The organism is Rhizorhabdus antheiae (genome assembly GCF_049889055.1).
Classification (GTDB): Bacteria; Pseudomonadota; Alphaproteobacteria; order Sphingomonadales; family Sphingomonadaceae; genus Rhizorhabdus.
The window spans coordinates 21,958-41,278 of record NZ_JBLTWO010000007.1; the positions used below are offsets into that span (position 1 = coordinate 21,958).

A 19,321-nucleotide genomic window follows, 5' to 3' on the forward strand; every position below is an offset into this window, starting at 1 on the left:
TCTGCCGACAGTCGGCTCGGCGTGTCCCAATTGCATCAGAAACGAAACGGCCCGCCTGCCATGGGCAAGCGGGCCGTGTCGAAATTGTCGTCGCTACAACGATCAGTCGTAGTCGCCGCCGATATTCTGGTTGCGCGGCGGCGCGGCGGCGGTGAGGCGGAGCGCCTCGGCCGAGGCCGCCAGCGAGCCGATCTCGTCCGGCGCATCGTCGTCGTCGACGCGGACGCGCTGCAGGGACGAAACCACCGCCTCGTGGAGCTCGGTCGGGGTCACCGTCTGCTCGGCGATCTCGCGCAGCGCGACCACCGGGTTTTTATCGCGGTCGCGGTCGACCGTCAGTTCGGCGCCGCCAGAAATCTGGCGGGCACGCTGGGCTGCCATCAGCACCAGGTCGAACCGGTTGGAAATCTTGTCGACGCAATCCTCGACTGTGACGCGCGCCATAGAACGCTCCGTTCTGACTCATACTTCGGAAAGAGGGCGCGGCTAACAGGGGCGGGCCCGAATGTAAAGGAAAATGCCCGATCGGCCCATATGGCGCGTCAGCTCTCGGCGGGCTTGCGCCCTTTGAGAAGGTGACAGGGCGGGATGTTCAGCCATTCGAACGACCGGTCCACCCGCGGGAAATGGGGCGCGAGCAGACGCAGGACATAGGGCGAATATTGATAGATCAGGAAGCTGCCGCCCGGGCTCAGCGCCGCGAAGGTCTGTTCGGCGATTCGCGCGCCCACGCCGGCCGGAAGGGTCGAAAAAGGCAGGCCTGACAGAACATAGTCCGCGCTCTCGAACCCATGCGCTGCAATGATCTCTTGCACGTCGGCGGCGGAGCCGTGGACCGCAATGAAGCGGCTGTCGGCATAGCGGCGCCGCAGAAAATCCACGAAGACGGGGTTGGTGTCGATCACCAGAAGGGTGGCGTCCGGGGACAGCCGTTCGAGGATCGTGTCGCAGAAGGTGCCGACACCGGGGCCATATTCGACGAAAAGTCTCGTTTCGTCCCAGCGGACGTCGGACAACATGGCTTCGATCGTCCGGCGAGAGGAGGGGATGACCGAACCGATCATCGCGGGGTGCCGCAGAAATTCCCGGAAGAACAACGCCATGGGGCTGGCCGTGCTTCGCGATGAACGGGACGCCACACCGCCGTCCAGCGTTCCTTCAGCCATCAAATCACCCATGTTCGTCCCATCGGATCTGTCGTTGTCAGCTTCCGTCGCAAAAGCCGCAGCGCATGGCAAGCGATGCTGGCGATGGAAACGACAGGACGCCTCAGAGCGGGTGCGGGTTGCAGAATCCGGACGGAGCACGAAAAAAAAGGCCGGCTGCCCGAAGGCGCCGGCCTGAAAGTTTTAGGAGAGGATGCCTGAAAGGCAGAACCTTTTTGCGCTGCGGCATGAAATCTCGCAAGTGCGAAATTCGGAATGAAGATTGCAATTTCTGCAATCTTGAATCTCCGGCCATTGCTGCCATAAGATGTTTACACGCCGTTGCTGAGCGCCGCGATTGCATTTTGCATCGCAGTGCAAAGCGGCGGAATGAAAGGGTCGCATGCGCAGACTGCCCCCGCTGACCGCCATCGAGGCGTTCGTCCAGGTCGCCCGACTGGGTTCGGTCAAGGCCGCCGCCGAGGAACTGGCGCTGTCGTCGCCTGCGTTGAGCCGTCGGGTCCAGGCGCTGGAGCGATTCATGGGCCGCAACCTGTTCGAGCGTCGGCATCAGGCGATGATCCTCTCCGCCGAGGGGGAGAAGCTGCTGTCGCGGATCGCGCCGGCCCTCGATCAGCTGACCCTGGCGATCGACGCCAGTTCTGGCGAGACCGAGCTCGTACGTCTGCGCCTGGGCGTCATGCCCCTCTTCGCGTCGCAGCGCCTGATGGGACGCCTGCCGGAGTTGCGCGGGCGACATCCCGAATTGCATATCGATATCGACACCGGCAGCCATGCACTCGCGCGGCTGGGGGAGGGCGTCGATGCGGCGATCGTGTTGACACGTGACGTCGATTCCAGCCTCTATTCACGCCGGATCGACCGCGACACGGTGGTCGGCATCGTCAACCGTTCGTTGCTGTCCGGGCGTTATCCGGTGAGCAAGGTCGACGATCTGGCCCGCCTGACGATCTTCCTGCACCGCGACATGCCCGAACTGTTCACCATCTGGCGCGAGGCGCTGGGGCGGCCCGATCTCGAGCCGGCGGCGGTCGACGTGTTCGATTCGGGGCAGCTGATGCTCGATGCGGCCGCTCAGGGCCTGGGCGTCGCCTTCATGCTCCGCAGCCATCTCGAGGATGCGCATGACGAGCGGCTGACGCATATCTTCGACGAGTCGATCGACAGCCCTTATGGCTATTTCTTCGCCTGTCGCCGTCCCGCGCTGTCGACGCGCGCTGTGCGCATCTTCCATGACTGGCTGTTCGAGGCGATCTCGACCGTCTGAAAAAAGAAAATGCCTCCCCGGCGGGCCGGAGAGGCATGTTCGGATGCTGGATATGAAGATCAGGCGTCGGCGGCGATGCGCGCCTTGACGATCTTGCCCGGCGCGCGCGGCGGCTCACCCTTCGGCAGCGCGTCGACATGCTCCATGCCCGACTCGACGATACCCCACACGGTGTACTGGCCGTCGAGGAAGCGCGCGTCATCGAAACAGATGAAGAACTGGCTGTTCGCGCTGTTCGGGTTGGCGCTGCGCGCCATCGAGCAGACGCCGCGGACATGCGGCTCGCGGTTGAACTCGGCCTTCAGGTTCGGTTTGTCCGAACCGCCCATGCCGGTGCCGGTCGGATCTCCGCCCTGTGCCATGAAGCCGTCGATGACGCGGTGGAAGACGACGCCGTCATAGAAGCCTTCGCGGGTGAGCTCCTTGATGTGGGCGACATGGCCGGGGGCGAGGTCGGGGCGCAGGTTGATGACGACATCGCCGCCCTCCAGCGTCATGATCAGGGTGTTTTCGGGATCTGCGGACATCGGGAACTCCTTCTGGTCGATGCGACTTCGCTCCGTCCCTATCGGCAGATGGCGTTTGAGGCGAGTGCTGATTGAGCGGGCCCGGAGCCAGCCGGCGCTAAATGTCCGGCAAGCTGCAAAAGGCGTGATTACCGCCATTGCCGTTTGCCGGTCCCGGCCCTAGACCGGCGCTCCAGCCAGGCGTGCGGAGGATGGCGTGAGCGAGACGGACAGCGAAATCCTCGAATCCTCCGCCGCAGAGACGCTCCACGACGAGGATGACCGGCTGAAGTCTAGCTTCGTCGACGCCGTCATCGAATGCGTCGAGCAGGGCGACACCGACGGCGCCCGGGCGCTCGTGTCGCCGCTGCACCCGGCCGACGTCGCCGACCTGTTCGAACTGGCGCCGCAGGAGATGCGGCGGCCGATCGCTTCCGCCATTTCCGACCTGCTCGATGCCGACGTCTTTGCGGAAATGAACGAGTGGGTGCGCGAAGAGCTGATCGACGCGCTCGACCCGCATGAGGTGGCGGAGATCGCCACCCAGCTCGACACCGACGACGCCGTTGCGATCATCGAGGAGCTGGAGGAAGAGGATCAGCGCGCGGTGTTGCGCGCGATGGAGCCCGACGATCGCGCTGCGATCGAAGAGGCGCTTTCCTATCCGGAAGAGTCCGCCGGCCGCCTGATGCAGCGCGACCTGATCGCGGTGCCCGAGCATTGGACGGTCGGGCATGTGCTCGACTATCTGCGTGGCAACGAGGATCTCGTTACCGATTTCTGGGAAGTGTTCGTCGTCGACGCCGGGCATCGGCCGATCGGCACCTGCAAGCTCAGCTGGATCATGCGCACCCCGCGCCAGGTCTCGGTCGGCGACGTCATGGCGCGCGAGCAGACCCTCATCCCGGTCGACATGGACCAGGAAGAGGTCGCCCTCCGCTTTCAGAAATATGCGCTGATCTCGGCGGCTGTGGTCGATCATTCGGGCCGGCTGGTCGGCATGATCACCGTCGACGACATCGTCCACATCATCCAGGAAGAGGCCGGCGAAGACATATTGAAGCTGTCGGGCGCGGGCGATGGCGATATCAACGAACCCGTTCTCGAAACGGTCAAGGTCCGGCTGACCTGGCTGGTGGTCAACCTCGGCACCGCGATCCTCGCGGCGTCGGTCGTGGGGCTGTTTCAGGACACGATCGCGCGGCTCGTGGTCCTCGCCGTCCTGATGCCGATCGTGTCGGGCATGGGCGGCAATGCGGGTACGCAGACCATGGCGGTGGCGGTCCGCGCGCTTGCGCTCAACCAGCTCACCTCGTCGAATACCGCCCGGATGATCTTCCGCGAATTCCGCATCGCGATCATGAACGGCCTCTGCCTCGGTGCGCTGATCGGGCTCGCGGTCTTTCTGATCTATGGCAATCGCGACCTCGGGATCGTGATCTGCCTCGCGATGATCATCAACAACATCACGGCGGGTCTCGCCGGCATATTGGTGCCGGTCGGCCTCGACAAGGCCGGCGCCGATCCTGCGGTATCCTCGGCCGTCTTCGTGACGACCGCGACCGACGTGATGGGCTTCTTCTCCTTCCTCGGGCTGGCTGCCCTTTGGGGATTGCACGGTTGAAGCCGGCCGGCTCCTTGCCGATATGGGCGCCATGAGCGACCTCCACATCACCAAGATCGCCTTTGGTTGCGACGGCTTCGACGACCTGCGTGCACGGCTGTCGCCGCGGATCGAGCGCGGCGAGCCGATCCTGCTGACGACACGCTACAAGCCCAAGAGGTTCGAGGAGCTCGACGGCGGATCGCTCTACTGGATCTCCCAGCATCGGTTTGGCCTGCGGCAGCCGCTGATCGGCTTCGAAGATATCGAAGGCGGTCGCTGCGCCATTGTCCTTGCGCCGATACTGATCCCGGTAGAACCGCGCCCCCGGCGCGCGCATCAGGGCTGGCGCTATCTGACGGCGGCCGACGCGCCGCGCGACATCGACGAGAATGCCGCCGACGGCGACGCCATCCCGGCGACGCTTCAGGCCGAACTGGCGACCCTCGGGTTGCTCTGAGCCCGGTTCAGCCGCCGCAGCGGATCGATCCCGACCCCGTCTTGCGCTGGGTGCAATTCGGCCGGCCCGCTATCCTGATATCGCCCGAGCCCGTGACGGTCGCCTTTGCCGAACGGGTCGCACCCATATCGATATCGCCCGATCCGGTCACCGTTGCCACAAGATCGGCCGCGGCGAGGCTGCCCGCCGCGATGTTGCCGGACCCCGTCACGCTGGCGGTCACGTTCTGCGCGGTGCCACGTGCGGCGAGATCGCCCGATCCGGTGACGCGCAAGGACAGCGTGTCGGCCTCGATCCGGTCGATCCGCATGTCGCCCGAACCGCTCACCCCGGCAGAGAAACTGGTCCCCTTCGCCTGATCCAGCACGATATTCCCCGAACCGCTGAGCTGAACCGAACGGAGCGCAGGCGCCGTGATCGCAACGCGCGTGGCATTGCGGCCCGTGCTCCAGCCCCAACTGGACTTTCGGGTCTTCACCACCAGCACATCGCCCTTAACCACCAGGATCAGGCGGTCGAGTTGCTCCTGCGGGCCTCGCGCGGAGGCGGCGGGGCGGCTGCCGGAGCGTATGTCGACATCATAGGGGCCTTCGACCACCACCCGGTTGAACCCTGCAACGGGAAAATCGCGGTTGGCGACCGTGTCGGCCAGCGCAGGCGAGCCGAGCCCGGCGGACATCAGCAGTAGAACTGGCACGCGCATTTTACCCTCCCGACTGTGTTGTATCTATAATACACAGACGGCGGTCACAGGCCAGAGAGAAGGCAAAGAAAAAGGCGGCCCGCGAAGGCCGCCTCATTCGTCCTTCCGGGGAAGGGGCTTATTTGTTGTGGATCGCAGCCGCCTTGCGGAGGATGTCGAGGATCTTCTCCTGCGCCGTGGGCTCATCGACCGCTTCCATGGCGGCGAGTTCGCGTGCGAGACGGCTGGTGGCCGCTTCGAAGATCTGACGCTCCGAATAGCTTTGCTCGGGCTGGTCGTCGGCCCGGAACAGGTCGCGGACCACTTCGGAGATCGACACGAGGTCGCCCGAGTTGATCTTCGCTTCATATTCCTGGGCGCGGCGCGACCACATGGTGCGCTTGACCTTGGGCTTGCCCTTGAGCGTGGCAAGCGCTTCGCTCATCGTCAGGTTCGACGAGAGTTTGCGCATGCCGACGGCCTCGGCCTTGTTTGTCGGAACGCGGAGCGTCATGCGCTCCTTTTCAAAACGCAGAACGTAAAGTTCGAGTTTGGCTCCAGCAATTTCCTGGCTTTGCAGTTCGACCACGCGGCCGACACCATGCTTGGGATAAACAACATAATCGCCGACGACGAAGCTCAGCGCCTTGGCAGCCATTTAGCAGACCTTTCATTGGGATGCCGTATCAGTTCCGTCCGATCCGCCCTCCCCTTAGCGGCCGACGGCAATCCTCATACGGCGACTCGCAGGTTCCTTGTTGCAGGCGCGCTGGATCGCGCCCGGACGCGAGTCCTGTAACACATCAGTAAGCGAAAAGCCAGCATCCGGGCCCATTCCGGCCCGGATAGGACAAATCCGGTCGCTTTTTGCAGCTGCGAATGGTGCGATCAGTCGCCCTGGCCGGGCTCGGGCGAGAAATGCTTCTCATATTTGCCCTCGACACCCTTCCACTCGTCCGCATCGGCGGGCGCTTCGCGCTTGCGCGTGATGTTGGGCCACTGCGCGGCGAAGGTATTGTTGAGTTCCAGCCACTGCTCCAGGCCGGATTCGGTGTCGGGCAGGATCGCCTCGGCCGGGCATTCGGGTTCGCAAACGCCGCAGTCGATGCACTCGCTGGGATTGATCACCAGCATGTTGTCGCCCTCGTAGAAACAGTCGACGGGGCACACCTCGACACAGTCCATATACTTGCAACGGATGCAGGCATCGGTGACGACGTAGGTCATTATCCACTTTTCCCCAGGGGCTGACGCGGCCCCCGTTAGGTTGCGCGTCGCGGCTCGTCAACAGGGGGCGGCGAAAGGTCGGTATAGCAGGCCGCCGCTTCAGGGGCCGGTCCGCGGCGGTTGGGCAGTGCCTCGATCCGCACGATGCGGACACGGTCATAGAGTGCGAAGGTCAGCACATTGCCGATCCTGACCGTTGCATGGGCCCGGTCGATGACCCGGCCATCGATGCGCATATGCCCCGCCTCGGCGAGGTCCTGCGCAAGCGCACGGGTCTTGGTAAGACGAGAGAACCAGAGGAATTTATCGAGCCGCATTCCGCTGTGACCGTGACGGGTAGAGATCGGCCAGCGCGCCGAACATATTGCCGGGACGCTGGCTTTCGGGCTTGCGCGGCGGACGTTTGCCCTTCCACGTCCATTCCTCGCTATTGCCTGGTTGGGCGGCGCGGAAACCCAGCGCCAACATCAGCTGGGTGAAGCTGGCGGGGCGCAAGCCGAGCGAGGTGGACAGCGCCGGGTCGGGGGTGAAAGGCTTCCGTCCCGTGCGCGCCTCATGGGCGATTCGGGCGAGCCGCTCGGCCAAGTCTACGCGGAGCATCTGCGCGCCGAGCGCCCGATAGCCTGCACGCGTCATCGCCTCGCAGGCGGCATTGTCGGCGGGGGTGGGCATCGACACCGCGCCAGGGACCGGCAGGTCGGGCATCATCTGATCCTCAGCCGCAGCGAACAGAGCGAGGCGCCAGCGCGTCGATTCGGGCTTGAGAAGGGTCGGGGAATAGACATCGATCGTCCCGATCTTGACGTCCAGTCGCTCGGCGCGCGACCGGTCCTCGCGTTCGAGATGCTCGATCGCCGAGGCGAGCTGGTCGCGCGGCACAATGCCGCCGGCTTCGGCGAGCGGTGCCAGCAGTGCGCGGAGCGACGGCGGGCAGGCCGGGTCGCGGGCTGCATCGGCATAGCGGGCAAGCGGCTTCAGCTCCCGTTGGATCCGCGATTCGAGCCATGCGGTTACGCGCTGTTCGACGGCGGCGCGATCGACCGGAGTGAGAGTATCGAGTGCGCGGTGTAGCCGGACACGGGGGCTCAGCAGGCTGCGCCCCTTTTCGAGCCGCGCCACGACGTCGCCCCTCCAGAAGATCGCCACCGGCCGCCCGGCATCGGTGGCGAGCGAGAATTCGGCATCGCCGTCGGCCGCCAGCTGTCGTGCGCGGCTCGACAGTTCCACGCCCAGCCGCCGTTCCGCCGCCGCCATCAGCCGCTTCATGTCGCCATGCCGCGCGAGGTGATCCGCCTTGAAGCGGAAGCCGATCAGCCGACCGATCGGCTCTCCGTCGACGGTGACGATCCCGTCCTCGTCGACCTTGACGGGGAGCAGCAGATCGCCGCCCTTGGCGCCGAGATCGCGCATCAGCACCGACGTTCGACGATCGACAAAGCGTTGGGTCAGGCGCTGATGCAGCGCATCCGAGAGCTTTTCTTCGAGCGAGCGGGTGCGCTCCGCCCAGCTGTCCGCATCGGGCAGCCAGTCCTGCCGATGAGCGATATAGGCCCAGGTCCTGACCCCGGCGATGCGGTCGGCGAGCGTCTCGACGTCGCCCTGCACGCTGTCGAGCCGGGCGAGTTCGTCCGCGAACCAGCTGACCGGAAGGAAGCCGTTGCCCTCGCTCAGATGGCGAAAGATGCGTGCGACCAGGCGACCGTGCGGTTCCGGGCCGGTCTTGCGGAAGTCGGGCAGTCCGCACGCCGCCCACAAGCGGGCGATGACAGGCTTGCTTCGGGCGCGTTCGCGGACCCAGTCTTCCTCGGCCAGCCGCTTGAGTACAGCGAGGTCGATCGCCTGGGGCGCTGCGCGCAGCACCTGCCGGTCAGGACGCCTTTCGAGATCGGTGATCAGCCCGTCCAGCGAGGCGAGGGTCGGTTGCCCCTCGCGCCAGAACAGATGATCGATCGGCTGGAAGGCGTGGGCCTCGATCGCGTCGACCTCTTCATCCTCGAATCGCGCACCGCTGCTGCCCTCCAGCGCGAGTGTCCCGAAGGTTCCGTCGCGCTGGTGGCGTCCGGCGCGTCCGGCGATCTGCGCCATCTCTGCGATCGTGAGTCGCCGGGTTCGCCGACCGTCGAACTTGCGCAGCGAGGCGAAGGCGACATGCGCCACGTCCATGTTCAGGCCCATGCCGATCGCATCGGTTGCAACCAGATAGTCGACCTCTCCGGCCTGGAACATCGCGACCTGCGCGTTGCGGGTGCGCGGCGAGAGCGCCCCCATCACCACGGCCGCGCCCCCGCGCAGGCGACGCAGCATCTCGGCCACCGCATAGACTTCCTCGGCCGAGAAGGCGACGATCGCCGAACGGGGCGGCAGCCGCGACAATTTGGTCGCGCCCGCGAAACTCAGCGTCGAAAAGCGCGGCCGGCCAATGATCTCAGCGTCCTTGACCAGCGCGCGCACCATCGGGCGGAGCGCCTCCGATCCGAGGATCATCGTCTCTTCGCGGCCCCGGGCGCGCAGCAGTCGATCGGTGAACACATGGCCGCGTTCGGAATCGGTGCCGAGCTGCGCTTCGTCGAGTGCGACGAAGGCGAAGTCTCGGTCGATCGGCATCGATTCGGCGGTCGTCAGATAATATTGCGCATGGGGCGGCAGAATCTTCTCCTCGCCGGTGATCAGTGCGACGCGCTCCTTGCCCTTGATCGCGACGACCCGGTCATAGACCTCTCGTGCCAGCAGGCGGAGCGGGAAGCCGATCATGCCGCTCGAATGGCCGCACATCCGCTCGATCGCGAGATGCGTCTTGCCGGTGTTGGTCGGACCCAACACGGCCACGACCGGCTGGGCGCTGAAGATGGCCATGGAGCGAGGATCGGCGCGTCGCGTGACGAACGCAAGCGCGAAACCGCAGGCCGACTCGACTCATGGCCGCAAAGGACTCGATTCATCGCATATGGCCATTTCGGCTCGACCCTTTAGTTTGACATTAACCATGTCCGGGCAGACTGACTGCGTCCGACACGAATTTGTCTCGTCAGGGCAGTCGGATAGGCGATTCGTTGAAAGGTCGGGGGCTTTTGTTTCGGGGCGGCGCTCAGGATCTGGCATCGGAAGGGCTCGCCGCTGGCGGCGGTCGTGCCCTCGCGCTCGTACGGCCCGCTCGTTTTCCCCAATTCGACCGGCTGATAGATAGCCCGCTCGTCACCGCCGTCGACCGGCTCGCCGGCGCGGATCTCGTCGTCGATCTCGGCGCACGCATCGGGTCGCGCGAATGGTTTCGCGGGCTGTTCACCTGTCTGTCGCTGTGCACCGCTGCCGGGCTCATGGTGCCCGACTTCCGGCCGGTCCGCTTGCCGGCCGAGCCGCAGATGGGCGCCGCGCAATATGAGCAGGCACGCACCCTGGCCATAGCGCCGCTGGCGCTCGGCGCCGACACCGGCCGTCGGCTTGCGCCCACCGCGCAGGTCGAAACGCTCGATGACACGCCAGAGCGCCCCCGCATCGAACTTACCGCCACGCTGGGGCAGGGCGATGGTTTTGCCCGCGTCCTCGAGCGTGCCGGCGTCGCACGCAACGAAGCCGCGCAGCTTGCCACGCTGGTCGACCGGACGGTCCCGCTGGACGATCTGCGTGCAGGCACCAGGATGGACCTCGTGCTCGGCCGCCGCGAATCCAAACGCGATGCCCGGCCGCTGGAAAATCTGGCTTTCCGCGCCCGCTTCGACCTCAAGCTCGCGGTCGAGCGCATCGATGGCGCGCTGCGTCTCCAGCGGATCCCGATCCGCGTCGACAACACGCCGCTGCGCATCCAGGGCCGCGTCGGTTCCAGCCTCTATCGCTCCGCGCGCGCCGCCGGCCTGCCCGCCGGCGCGATCGAGACCTTCATCAAGGCGGTGTCGCAAAAGCTGTCGATGCGCAGCATCGGCTCCGACGCCCGCTTCGACGCGATCGTCGAATATGCCCGCGCCGAGACCGGCGAGGTCAAGGTCGGCGAACTTCTCTATGCCGGCGTCACCGAGGGCAAGAAGAAGGTCCAGATGCTGAAATGGACCACCGGCGGCCGCCAGCAATGGTATGAGGCCTCCGGCGTCGGCGAGAGCAAGGGCGTCATGCAGCGCCCGGTGCTCGGCCATCTCACCTCGACCTTCGGCATGCGCATGCATCCGATCCTCGGCTATTCGCGGATGCACCAGGGTGTCGATTTCGGTGCTCCCATGGGTGCGCCGATCGTTGCGGCGACCGACGGTGTCATTGTCTTCGCCGGTCGGCATGGTGGCCATGGCAACTATGTCCGTATCAGCCATTCGGGTGGGATCGCGACCGGCTATGCCCATATGAGCCGGATCATCGCCAGGATCGGCGAGCGCGTGCGGCAGGGGCAGCTGATCGGTTATGTCGGTTCGACCGGGCTCTCGACCGGACCGCATCTCCATTATGAGATGTATCGCGATGGCCGACCGATCAATCCGACCTCGCTGAAATTCACCACCGTCCAGCAGCTGTCGGGACGCGATCTCGCCAATTTCCGCGCCAAGCTGAGCAATCTTCTCGCGGTGCGTGTGGCGGGGCATGCTGCCGCGTCCGAAACGCCCGACAAGAGCGCCGAAGCCGGCGACCGCGCCAAGCCGCGCAAAGGCTGATCCGCCGAAGGTAAATTCTGCGCATGTCGTCGCGGCCTGGCGTGCCGACGCTTTCGTCGCGCCGTCCGCAAGGCTAGGCTGATACCTCCGCAGGAGGAGGCGTTTCATGGTCGACGGGCAGGGTATCTTTCTGGGTGGGAGCCTGTCCGGCTCTTCGATCGACGCGCAATATCTGAACCTCAGGCGTGCCAATCGCCACGGTCTGATCGCCGGCGCCACCGGCACAGGCAAGACCGTCACTCTTCAAGGCATCGCCGAGAATTTCTCGGCAGCGGGCGTGCCCGTGTTCATGGCGGATGTGAAGGGCGATCTGTCGGGCATGGCCATGGCGGGGTCACCGGTGGCGAAGAATGCCGACAAGCTGGTCGCGCGCGCTGCGGAAATCGGGATGGAAGGCTTCGGCTGGCGCGACAATCCGGTGGTCTTCTGGGATCTCTACGGCGAACAGGGTCACCCGATCCGTACGACCGTCTCGGAAATGGGGCCGCTGCTCCTCGCGCGGCTGATGAACCTGAACGAGGTGCAGGAAGGCGTCCTCAACATCGCCTTTCGCTTGGCCGACGAGGAGGGGCTGTTGCTGCTCGACCTCGGCGACCTGCAGGCGATGCTCGTCCATTGCGCCGAACAGGCCGACACGCTCTCGGCGCGCTATGGCAATGTCAGCAAGGCCAGCGTGGGATCGATCCAGCGCCAGCTGCTCCAGCTTGAAAGCCAGGGAGGCGGCCACTTCTTCGGAGAGCCGGCGCTGGCGATCGAGGATTTCCTCGGCATCGACGATCAAGGGCGCGGCTATGTGAATATCCTTGCCGCCGACAAGCTGATGCAGAGCCCGAAGCTCTACGCGACCTTCCTTCTCTGGCTGCTGAGCGAGCTGTTCGAGGTGCTGCCCGAGGTCGGCGACCCGGACAAGCCAAAGCTCGTCTTCTTCTTCGACGAGGCACATCTTCTGTTCGACGACGCCCCCAAGGCGCTGACCGACAAGATCGAGCAGGTAGTGCGCCTGATCCGGTCGAAAGGCGTGGGGGTCTATTTCGTGACCCAGAACCCGATCGACATACCCGAAGATGTCGCAGGCCAGCTCGGCAACCGCGTCCAGCACGCGCTGCGCGCCTTCACCCCGCGCGACCAGAAGGCGATTGCGGCCGCCGCCGAGACTTTCCGGATCAATCCCGGTCTCGACGTGGCGAGAGTCATCACCGAACTGAAGGTGGGCGAGGCGCTCGTCTCGGTCCTGCAGGAGGACGGAAGTCCGTCGATCGTGCAGCGGACCCTGATCGCGCCGCCAGGTTCGCGGCTGGGGCCGGTCGATACTCGGGAACGAGCGCTGCTGCTGTCGACCTCTCCGGTCGCGGGCAAATATGACGAGGCGATCGACCGGGAGTCGGCCGAGGAAATCCTGGCGGCGCGCACCGATGCCGCCGTGGCGGCAGCCGGCGCCGCAAAGGCGCAGGCCGAGGCAGACCGGGCCGCAGCCAATCAGGCCAAGCTCGAAGCCCGGCAACGCGAAGCGGAGGCGCGGGACAATGCGCGCCGTCAGGCCGCCGCCGACCGGGAGGCGGCGAAACCGGGCGCTGTGGAGAAAGCGCTGCAATCGGCCACCCGCGCGGCGGCGTCTTCGATCGGGCGGCAGATCGCCAATGAAGTGGGCCGCGCCGTCCTCGGCGGCGGGCGTCGACGGGCATCGTCGGGCGGTATTGCCGGCCAGCTGGTGCGCGGCATTCTGGGCGGACTTTTCAAGTGAAGGCTCCGGCACCGGAGTTGCGGACTGGATGTATCAGCGGTCAATTCTCCGTTGCGTTCCGAAGCGGAACCGTGTGAACCGCCAGCAACGTGAACTGGGGGATCGGCTTTGGCGACGAAGGTGGAGGACGGCGGCAAGCTTGGCGTCCTGTTCGGATCGGACAGCCAGCATGGGAAGCTCTGGGCGGGTGAGGAGCGACACGGCGTGGTCGGCACGACCGACGTCCGCCTGCTGCAGTCGGGGGACCAGAATGATTTTGTCCGGCTCAACATTCCGGTCAACTTCCTCCGGTTGAAGACGCGCCCGTCGCTTGATCGGGTCGGCGTCGTTCTCAATCTGATCACCGACGCGGATCTTAACCCCACGGTATTGGGACTCGCCGACCGTTTTCTGAAGGGGTTTCGGGGGCGCGTGCTCAACCGCCCCCAGGGGGTGATGGAGAGTCGGCGGGACCGGGTCGCGGCGCGCATGGCCGATGTCGAAGGGCTGATCGTTCCGCCCGTGGCCAAGTTCAAGGGGCGCCCCACTCTGGCGATTGCAGCAATCGAGAAGGTCGGCCTCGGATTTCCAGCGATTCTGCGGATCGCCGGGCACCATGACGGGCGGGTCGACGGGGTGTGCGCGGATGTCGATGCCGTGTTGCGGCAGATCGATCCGAAGCAGACCTATTATCTCACCCAGTTCTTCGACCTGCGCCAGCCGACCGGCCTCTATCGCAAGTTCCGCGTCTTCTATTTCGGTGACCGCGCGGTCGTCCGGCACCGGCTGGTGTCCGACAACTGGAATGTCCACGGGCCTGCCCGCGAAGCCGTCATGCCTGACTATCCCGACGAGATCGCAGAGGAAAAGCGTGTCGTCGAAGGTGGCCTCGCTGCGCTGCCGGAGCAGGTTCAGCGCATATTGGGCGATATCAGGCGGCGGATGCCGCTGGATTTCTTCGGAATCGATTTCGACATCATGCCCGACGGTCGGGTCATCCTGTTCGAGGCCAACGCGACCATGATGTTCTTCCCTGTGTCGACGGATCCGCGTTTCGCTTACGGGCATAGCGCCCGAGAACAGGCGACCGCGGCCTTCGATGCGATGATCGCAGGCTGACATGCTCGACAGCTATGCCGACATCTTCGCCCGCCGCGCCGATCGCTATTATCGCGCGATGGACATGTTTCCGAAGGCCCGGGACGCCGAGTTTGCGGCGGTCGCCGATTGTCTGGATCCCGATTGCGCCGTTGTGTTCGACATGCCGTCGGGAAGCGGCTGGCTGCGCGGCTATATCGCGGACCATATCCGCTATGTCGCGGTCGAACCCGCCGAATATTTCCAGCAGCGCTGCCCGTCCGACGACCGGTCGAGCAGTTTTCTCGCGCCTGTGGAAGCGGTGCCGGCACCCGATGGCGCAGCCGGCGCGATCATCTCGCTCGCCGGACTGCACCACGCGCCCGATATCGCAGTGATCTTCGCCGAAATGTATCGGTTGCTGACACCCGGCGGCCAGCTCGTGATTGCCGATGTCGGTCTCGGGAGCAGTGCCGATCATTTCCTCAATGTCTACGTGCATGCGAACAACAGCATGGGGCATGAGGGGCGGTTCCTGGATAAGGAAACGGCCAGGCTGCTGGTATCGGCGGGTTTCGAGATCGTCGAGGACCGGCAGGTCGGGACTCCATGGGTCTTCGGCGACCGGATCAGCGCGGGGCTGTATTGCCGCGACATGTTCGGCATCGACGGGCAATCGGCCGAGCAGGTTGCGGACGCCCTGGCCGAGACCGTCGGCCTGACCGAAGAGGGCGGCGTCCATATCGTGCGGTGGAGCCTGCGTCGGATCATCTGCCGCAAGACTGCATGATTTCAGCGCGAAGCTGCGTCAGCGCCCCTGGTTGCGCCAGCGGCCGATCACCTGTTCGACCAGGGCATCCTCGTTTCCGCCGCGCTTCCACAGGTCCGAGAAGAGCGGATCGTGCGATGCGGGGCGGAGTTCGGGGGCGAGATCGTCGAATGCCACACGGATCGGGATCGGGACGCCTTCGCCGCAGATGATCGCTTCGCGGTTGCGCAGTGCGGGAATGGTGTCGAGAAAGCCGCGCGCGCCTTCCGGCATAGCCGCGCGCACGAAGGCCTGATCGCGTTCGTTGTTGAGGCGCATCGCGATGATCGTGCCGCATTGCGAGAGTACCCCTTCGGCTAGGTCGGAGGGACGCTGCGTCACCAGCCCCAGTGCCACGCCATATTTGCGGCCTTCCTTCGCGATCCGTTCGAGGATGCGGCGCACCGGCCCGCTGCTCTGCTGCCCGTCGGAGGGCACGTAACGGTGAGCCTCCTCGCAGACGAGGAGGATCGGGTGCTCGGCGCTGTTGCGCGCCCAGATCGCATAGTCGAACACGCAGCGCGCGAGCACCGAGACCACCACCGAGGTGATTTCGGACGGGACGCCCGAGACGTCGATGACCGAGATCGGCCGGCCTTCTCCCGGCAGACGGAAGATTCGCTTAATGAAGCTCTTCATGCTGTCGCCCACCAGCATGCCGGAGAACATGAAATGATAGCGCGGGTCGGAGCGGATCTCGTCGATCTTGTGCTTCAGGCGCAGATAGGGCGCGTTGCTCGATGCCTTCTCCAGCTTGCCCATCTCGGTCTGGATGATCGTCGTCAAATCCGAGAGCACATAGGGGATCGGGCTGTCGACGGTGATCCGGCTGACGCCCTCGGCCGCGCGGTTGCGCTGGCGCGCGGCGAGCAGGCACTTGGCCAATATGTCGGCATCCATCTGCCGTTCGGCACCGCTGGTCGTCAGGAGCACCTCGCAATGCTCCTCGAAATTCATCAGCCAATAGGGCATCGCCAGATTGGCGACACCATAGGCCGCGCCGACGCTGTCGAACGCTGCTGCATATTCGCCGTGGGGGTCGATCATCACGATATGGCCATGCGGTGCCATGTCGCAGATGCGATGCAGGATAAGGGCGGTGGCGGTCGACTTGCCGGTACCGGTCGACCCGAGAAGCGCGAAATGCTTGGACAGCATGGCGTCGACGTGCAGCGCGGCGCGGGTGCTCCTGGTCGGGTGCACCGTTCCGACCTCTATGTTCGGGACGTCGCGCGCTGCGAAGATGGCGTCCATGTCGGGCGTGGCGACACCCGTCACCGTCGTTCCGGGAAGCGGGAAGCGCGTGACCCCGCGACGAAAGGCGGTCAGCCGGCCATTGGCATCGCGCTCCCCCTCGCCCAGAAAGGCGAGATGCGCGAGCACGCCATGCGCATCGTGGTCGAGGGCATGAACGGTCGCGATCACGCTGCGACCCGCAATGGTCATTGCCAGCATCGAGCCGATCTCGCCGGCCATGGCCAGCGCGCTGTCGTGATGTTCGGCAAGCAGGTCGAGGCTCTGCCGGTCCAGGCGAATCCGAGCCCCTCCGCCGGAGACGGCCTCGACCCTGCCGAGCCTGATGTCTCCGATCCCGCCGGCCGGCTGCAGGTCGCGCGTCATCTCGTTCATTATATCAAGCGTCCCGATCCATGGCCGGGGGTCTAGCGGCGGGCGGTTAACAAAGCCGCCACGTCGCGCAGGATCTTGCTATTCGCGCAGGCGACGGAAAGCCACGCTCGCGGCCCAGCCGAGCGCGAGCGAGAGAAGGACGGCGGTCAGGCCGTAGACTATGCCGTGACGTTCCGCAGCGCGGGCTACGAAGGCTTCCATCCCCGACTTGTGGATCTCGATCTCGCGGGTCGCGGCAGCAACCACGCGGCCGCGCTCGATCAGGAAGGTCTCGGCGGTGTAGCGCCCGACCGGCACGCGTGCCGGGATGGCGATGCGTGCCCGATAGAGCACGCCTTCGCTGATCTCGACGCCCCGGTCGGTCTCGGAATAATAGCCGCCGCGCCGCTTGAGCTCGATCAGCCCCTCCTCGAAGCGCTGATCCTCGGCAAGGTTGCCCGAGCTGGCGGGGGACAGCTGCAGATTGTCGATGCCCAGCTCGTAGATGACCGCCGTGCGCTGGTCGACGAGCTGCGCAATCGGGCGCGAGGAGGCGAGCGCGTAGAAGGACGGCACCGAGCGGAAGTCGCTGCTGTCGGCGTTGATCCACATGCCCGCGATCTTGCGCTTCTCGCGCACCAGCACGGGCTCGGAAGGGCCCTTCACCACCACGGCGATCTGGGCGTCGTCGCTGGGCGTTCGTCCGCCCGGATAAAGGATCGCCCCGAACAGCAGCAGTTCGGCACCGGTGAAGCTGTAGATGATCTCGATCTTGCGTTGCGATACGTCGGGGACGAGCTTGGGGCTCGATGCCGCGATCAGGGCCGGTGCCAGACAGGCGAGGAGCAAGGCCCTCATAGCGGCTGCACCGTGAAGATTTCGGGCGGCCGCCAAGTAAGGCCCAGCAACATGCGGATCGCGACGACGAGGACGATGAAGGCAAGCGCGAGGCGCAGATATTCGGGCTTCATCTTCAGCGCCATGCGCGTGCCGACCTGCGCGCCGGTCACGCTGCCGACGAGCAGCAGGGCGGTCAGCACCAGGTCGACCGCGCGGGTGGTGAGGGCGTGAACCATCGTCGTCGCCGCCGTCACGAAAAGGATCTGGAACAGCGAGGTGCCGACGACCACCCGCGCGGACATGCCGAGGATATAGATCATCGCCGGCACCAGGATGAAACCGCCGCCGACGCCCATCAGCACGGTCATGACACCGGTCGCGAGACCGAGCAGGAACGGGGCCAGCGGCGAGATGTAGAGGCCGGAGCGGTAGAAGCGCCAGCGGAACGGCATCATCGCGATCAGCGGATGGTGGCGTCGCCCGCTCGCCGGCGGCGCGACTCCGCGCCATTGCGCATGCAATGAGCCGATCGCATCCTTGGCCATCACGATGCCGATGCTGCCCAGCATCAGCACATACATGACGTTCACGACCGTATCGATCTGGCCGATGTCCTGCAGCAAACGAAACAGGAAGCCGCCCAGCAGCGATCCGATCGCGCCACCCGCGACCAGCACGCCCCCCATCTGATAATCGACGCCGCCACGCGTGCCATGGGCAAGCACCCCCGATACGCTGGCGCCGGTGATCTGAGGTGCGGAGGAGGCGACGGCAACGGCGGGAGGGATGCCGTAGAAGATCATCAGCGGCGTTGTCAGGAACCCGCCGCCGACACCGAACATGCCCGACAATATGCCGACCAGGCCGCCCAGGCCGATAATCACCAGGATGTTCACCGACAGTCCGGCAATGGGCAGGTACAAATCCATGGCTGCAGGGCTAGAGCATTTTCGCCGCTCGGGGAAAGGCCCAAGCGCCACAGAATGTCGGTTTCGGTGGGTGATCGGATCGTTGCAAAGACCAGCCCCTTGCCCATCGCGCCGGTGCAGGGCTATGCAAGGCCATGGTTCCCTTTTCGTTCTGTTCGGTCGATCTGCTGGCGCTCGGCGAGGGCGGGCTGTTCCACGCGCCGACGGCCAGCCTGCTGTTCGCCGATCTCCATCTCGAAAAGGCGAGCAGCTACGCACGGCGCGGGCAGATGCTGCCCCCCTATGATTCGATCGAGACGCTTCGTCGTGTGCTGGCGCTGGTCGAACGCACAGGAGCGGAAGCGGTCTATTGTCTCGGCGACAGCTTCCACGACAGGAAAGGCACCGAGCGTCTGACCGACGAGGCGCTCGGCCTCCTCGCCCTGCTGACGGCGCAAACACGCTGGACCTGGATCGTCGGCAACCATGATCACGCCATCGCCGATCCGCTGGGCGGCCATATCGTCGCCGAGGCGGAGCTGGCCGGGCTGGTGCTCCGCCACGAGGCCGACCGCCGTGACCCTCGCCCGGAGATCTCCGGGCATTACCACCCCCGCTATATGGTTATGTTGCGCGGGCGGCGGGTGTCCCGGCCCTGCTTCGTGGCGGGCGCAACCAAGCTGATCCTGCCGTCCTTCGGCGTTCTGACCGGCGGAATGGATGCGGCCGATCCCGTCATTCTCGGGACGGTCGGGGCCGGTGCGCGGGCGCTGATCGCGGTTCAGGAGCGGCTGTTGGGTTTCCCGCTCGCCGCCTGA

General features: G+C 65.4%; 19 protein-coding genes. 8 read left to right on the forward strand and 11 right to left on the reverse strand.

Features of this window, described 5'->3' with window-relative positions:
• Positions 1-102: 102 nt before the first annotated feature.
• A complete protein-coding gene (gene rpoZ / locus ACNI3R_RS13790; RefSeq protein WP_426184255.1) occupies positions 103-444 on the reverse strand; it encodes a DNA-directed RNA polymerase subunit omega in 342 nt (113 codons plus the stop codon).
• Positions 445-542: 98 nt separating this feature from the next.
• Positions 543-1,103, reverse strand: coding sequence for a class I SAM-dependent methyltransferase (locus ACNI3R_RS13795; RefSeq protein ID WP_426184258.1), 561 nt, complete (start codon positions 1,101-1,103; stop codon positions 543-545).
• A gap of 445 nt (positions 1,104-1,548) precedes the next feature.
• On the opposite strand from ACNI3R_RS13795, the gene ACNI3R_RS13800 reads away from it, so the two are divergent.
• Positions 1,549-2,433: a LysR substrate-binding domain-containing protein gene (locus ACNI3R_RS13800; RefSeq protein WP_426184260.1), complete on the forward strand. Its 885-nt coding sequence runs from the start codon at positions 1,549-1,551 to the stop codon at positions 2,431-2,433.
• A 59-nt stretch (positions 2,434-2,492) separates the two neighbouring features.
• Here the strand turns inward: ACNI3R_RS13800 and ACNI3R_RS13805 are convergent, their stop codons facing one another.
• On the reverse strand, positions 2,493-2,960 hold the full coding sequence (locus ACNI3R_RS13805) for a peptidylprolyl isomerase (RefSeq protein ID WP_426184262.1): 468 nt from the start codon (positions 2,958-2,960) through the stop codon (positions 2,493-2,495).
• A gap of 196 nt (positions 2,961-3,156) precedes the next feature.
• On the opposite strand from ACNI3R_RS13805, the gene mgtE reads away from it, so the two are divergent.
• Both mgtE and ACNI3R_RS13815 read left to right on the forward strand, forming a co-directional pair.
• On the forward strand, positions 3,157-4,563 hold the full coding sequence (gene mgtE, locus ACNI3R_RS13810; protein WP_426184264.1) for a magnesium transporter: 1,407 nt from the start codon (positions 3,157-3,159) through the stop codon (positions 4,561-4,563).
• A gap of 22 nt (positions 4,564-4,585) precedes the next feature.
• Positions 4,586-5,002, forward strand: a complete 417-nt coding sequence (locus ACNI3R_RS13815) for a DUF1489 family protein (protein WP_426184267.1) — start codon at positions 4,586-4,588, stop codon at positions 5,000-5,002.
• Positions 5,003-5,009: 7 nt separating this feature from the next.
• Here ACNI3R_RS13815 and ACNI3R_RS13820 read toward each other — a convergent pair whose 3' ends face one another.
• From ACNI3R_RS13820 to ACNI3R_RS13840, 5 genes are all read right to left on the reverse strand, one after another.
• Positions 5,010-5,705, reverse strand: coding sequence for a head GIN domain-containing protein (locus ACNI3R_RS13820; RefSeq protein ID WP_426184269.1), 696 nt, complete (start codon positions 5,703-5,705; stop codon positions 5,010-5,012).
• Between the two features lie 118 nt (positions 5,706-5,823).
• The gene (locus tag ACNI3R_RS13825) at positions 5,824-6,342 is read right to left on the reverse strand and encodes a CarD family transcriptional regulator (protein WP_426184271.1); all 519 of its coding nucleotides are present in this window, start codon (positions 6,340-6,342) and stop codon (positions 5,824-5,826) included.
• Positions 6,343-6,572: 230 nt separating this feature from the next.
• Positions 6,573-6,911: a ferredoxin FdxA gene (fdxA, locus tag ACNI3R_RS13830; protein WP_165322809.1), complete on the reverse strand. Its 339-nt coding sequence runs from the start codon at positions 6,909-6,911 to the stop codon at positions 6,573-6,575.
• Positions 6,912-6,946: 35 nt separating this feature from the next.
• A complete protein-coding gene (locus ACNI3R_RS13835; protein ID WP_426184273.1) occupies positions 6,947-7,228 on the reverse strand; it encodes an RNA-binding S4 domain-containing protein in 282 nt (93 codons plus the stop codon).
• Positions 7,215-9,764 carry a helicase-related protein gene (locus ACNI3R_RS13840; protein WP_426184275.1) on the reverse strand — a complete coding sequence of 850 codons (2,550 nt, stop codon included), beginning with the start codon at positions 9,762-9,764 and terminating at the stop codon, positions 7,215-7,217. The genes ACNI3R_RS13835 and ACNI3R_RS13840 overlap by 14 nt, the downstream gene beginning before the upstream one ends.
• Positions 9,765-9,979: 215 nt before the next feature.
• Here ACNI3R_RS13840 and ACNI3R_RS13845 point away from each other — a divergent pair, with 215 nt between their 5' ends.
• The 4 genes from ACNI3R_RS13845 (at position 9,980) to ACNI3R_RS13860 (ending at position 15,129) form a co-directional block, all read left to right on the forward strand.
• The gene (locus tag ACNI3R_RS13845) at positions 9,980-11,542 is read left to right on the forward strand and encodes a M23 family metallopeptidase (protein ID WP_426184277.1); all 1,563 of its coding nucleotides are present in this window, start codon (positions 9,980-9,982) and stop codon (positions 11,540-11,542) included.
• A 106-nt stretch (positions 11,543-11,648) separates the two neighbouring features.
• Positions 11,649-13,283, forward strand: a complete 1,635-nt coding sequence (locus ACNI3R_RS13850; RefSeq protein WP_426184280.1) for a helicase HerA-like domain-containing protein — start codon at positions 11,649-11,651, stop codon at positions 13,281-13,283.
• A gap of 108 nt (positions 13,284-13,391) precedes the next feature.
• A complete protein-coding gene (locus ACNI3R_RS13855) occupies positions 13,392-14,381 on the forward strand; it encodes an ATP-grasp domain-containing protein (RefSeq protein ID WP_426184283.1) in 990 nt (329 codons plus the stop codon).
• Position 14,382: 1 nt separating this feature from the next.
• Positions 14,383-15,129 carry a class I SAM-dependent methyltransferase gene (locus ACNI3R_RS13860; RefSeq protein WP_426184285.1) on the forward strand — a complete coding sequence of 249 codons (747 nt, stop codon included), beginning with the start codon at positions 14,383-14,385 and terminating at the stop codon, positions 15,127-15,129.
• A gap of 18 nt (positions 15,130-15,147) precedes the next feature.
• Here the strand turns inward: ACNI3R_RS13860 and ACNI3R_RS13865 are convergent, their stop codons facing one another.
• From ACNI3R_RS13865 to ACNI3R_RS13875, 3 genes are all read right to left on the reverse strand, one after another.
• Positions 15,148-16,776 carry an ATP-binding protein gene (locus ACNI3R_RS13865; protein ID WP_426184288.1) on the reverse strand — a complete coding sequence of 543 codons (1,629 nt, stop codon included), beginning with the start codon at positions 16,774-16,776 and terminating at the stop codon, positions 15,148-15,150.
• Positions 16,777-16,854: 78 nt separating this feature from the next.
• On the reverse strand, positions 16,855-17,613 hold the full coding sequence (locus ACNI3R_RS13870) for a TIGR02186 family protein (RefSeq protein WP_426184290.1): 759 nt from the start codon (positions 17,611-17,613) through the stop codon (positions 16,855-16,857).
• Positions 17,610-18,524 (reverse strand): sulfite exporter TauE/SafE family protein, encoded by a 915-nt coding sequence (locus tag ACNI3R_RS13875; protein ID WP_426184292.1) that lies wholly within the window; start codon positions 18,522-18,524, stop codon positions 17,610-17,612. The genes ACNI3R_RS13870 and ACNI3R_RS13875 overlap by 4 nt, the downstream gene beginning before the upstream one ends.
• A gap of 134 nt (positions 18,525-18,658) precedes the next feature.
• Here ACNI3R_RS13875 and pdeM point away from each other — a divergent pair, with 134 nt between their 5' ends.
• Positions 18,659-19,321, forward strand: coding sequence for a ligase-associated DNA damage response endonuclease PdeM (gene pdeM / locus ACNI3R_RS13880; protein WP_426184295.1), 663 nt, complete (start codon positions 18,659-18,661; stop codon positions 19,319-19,321).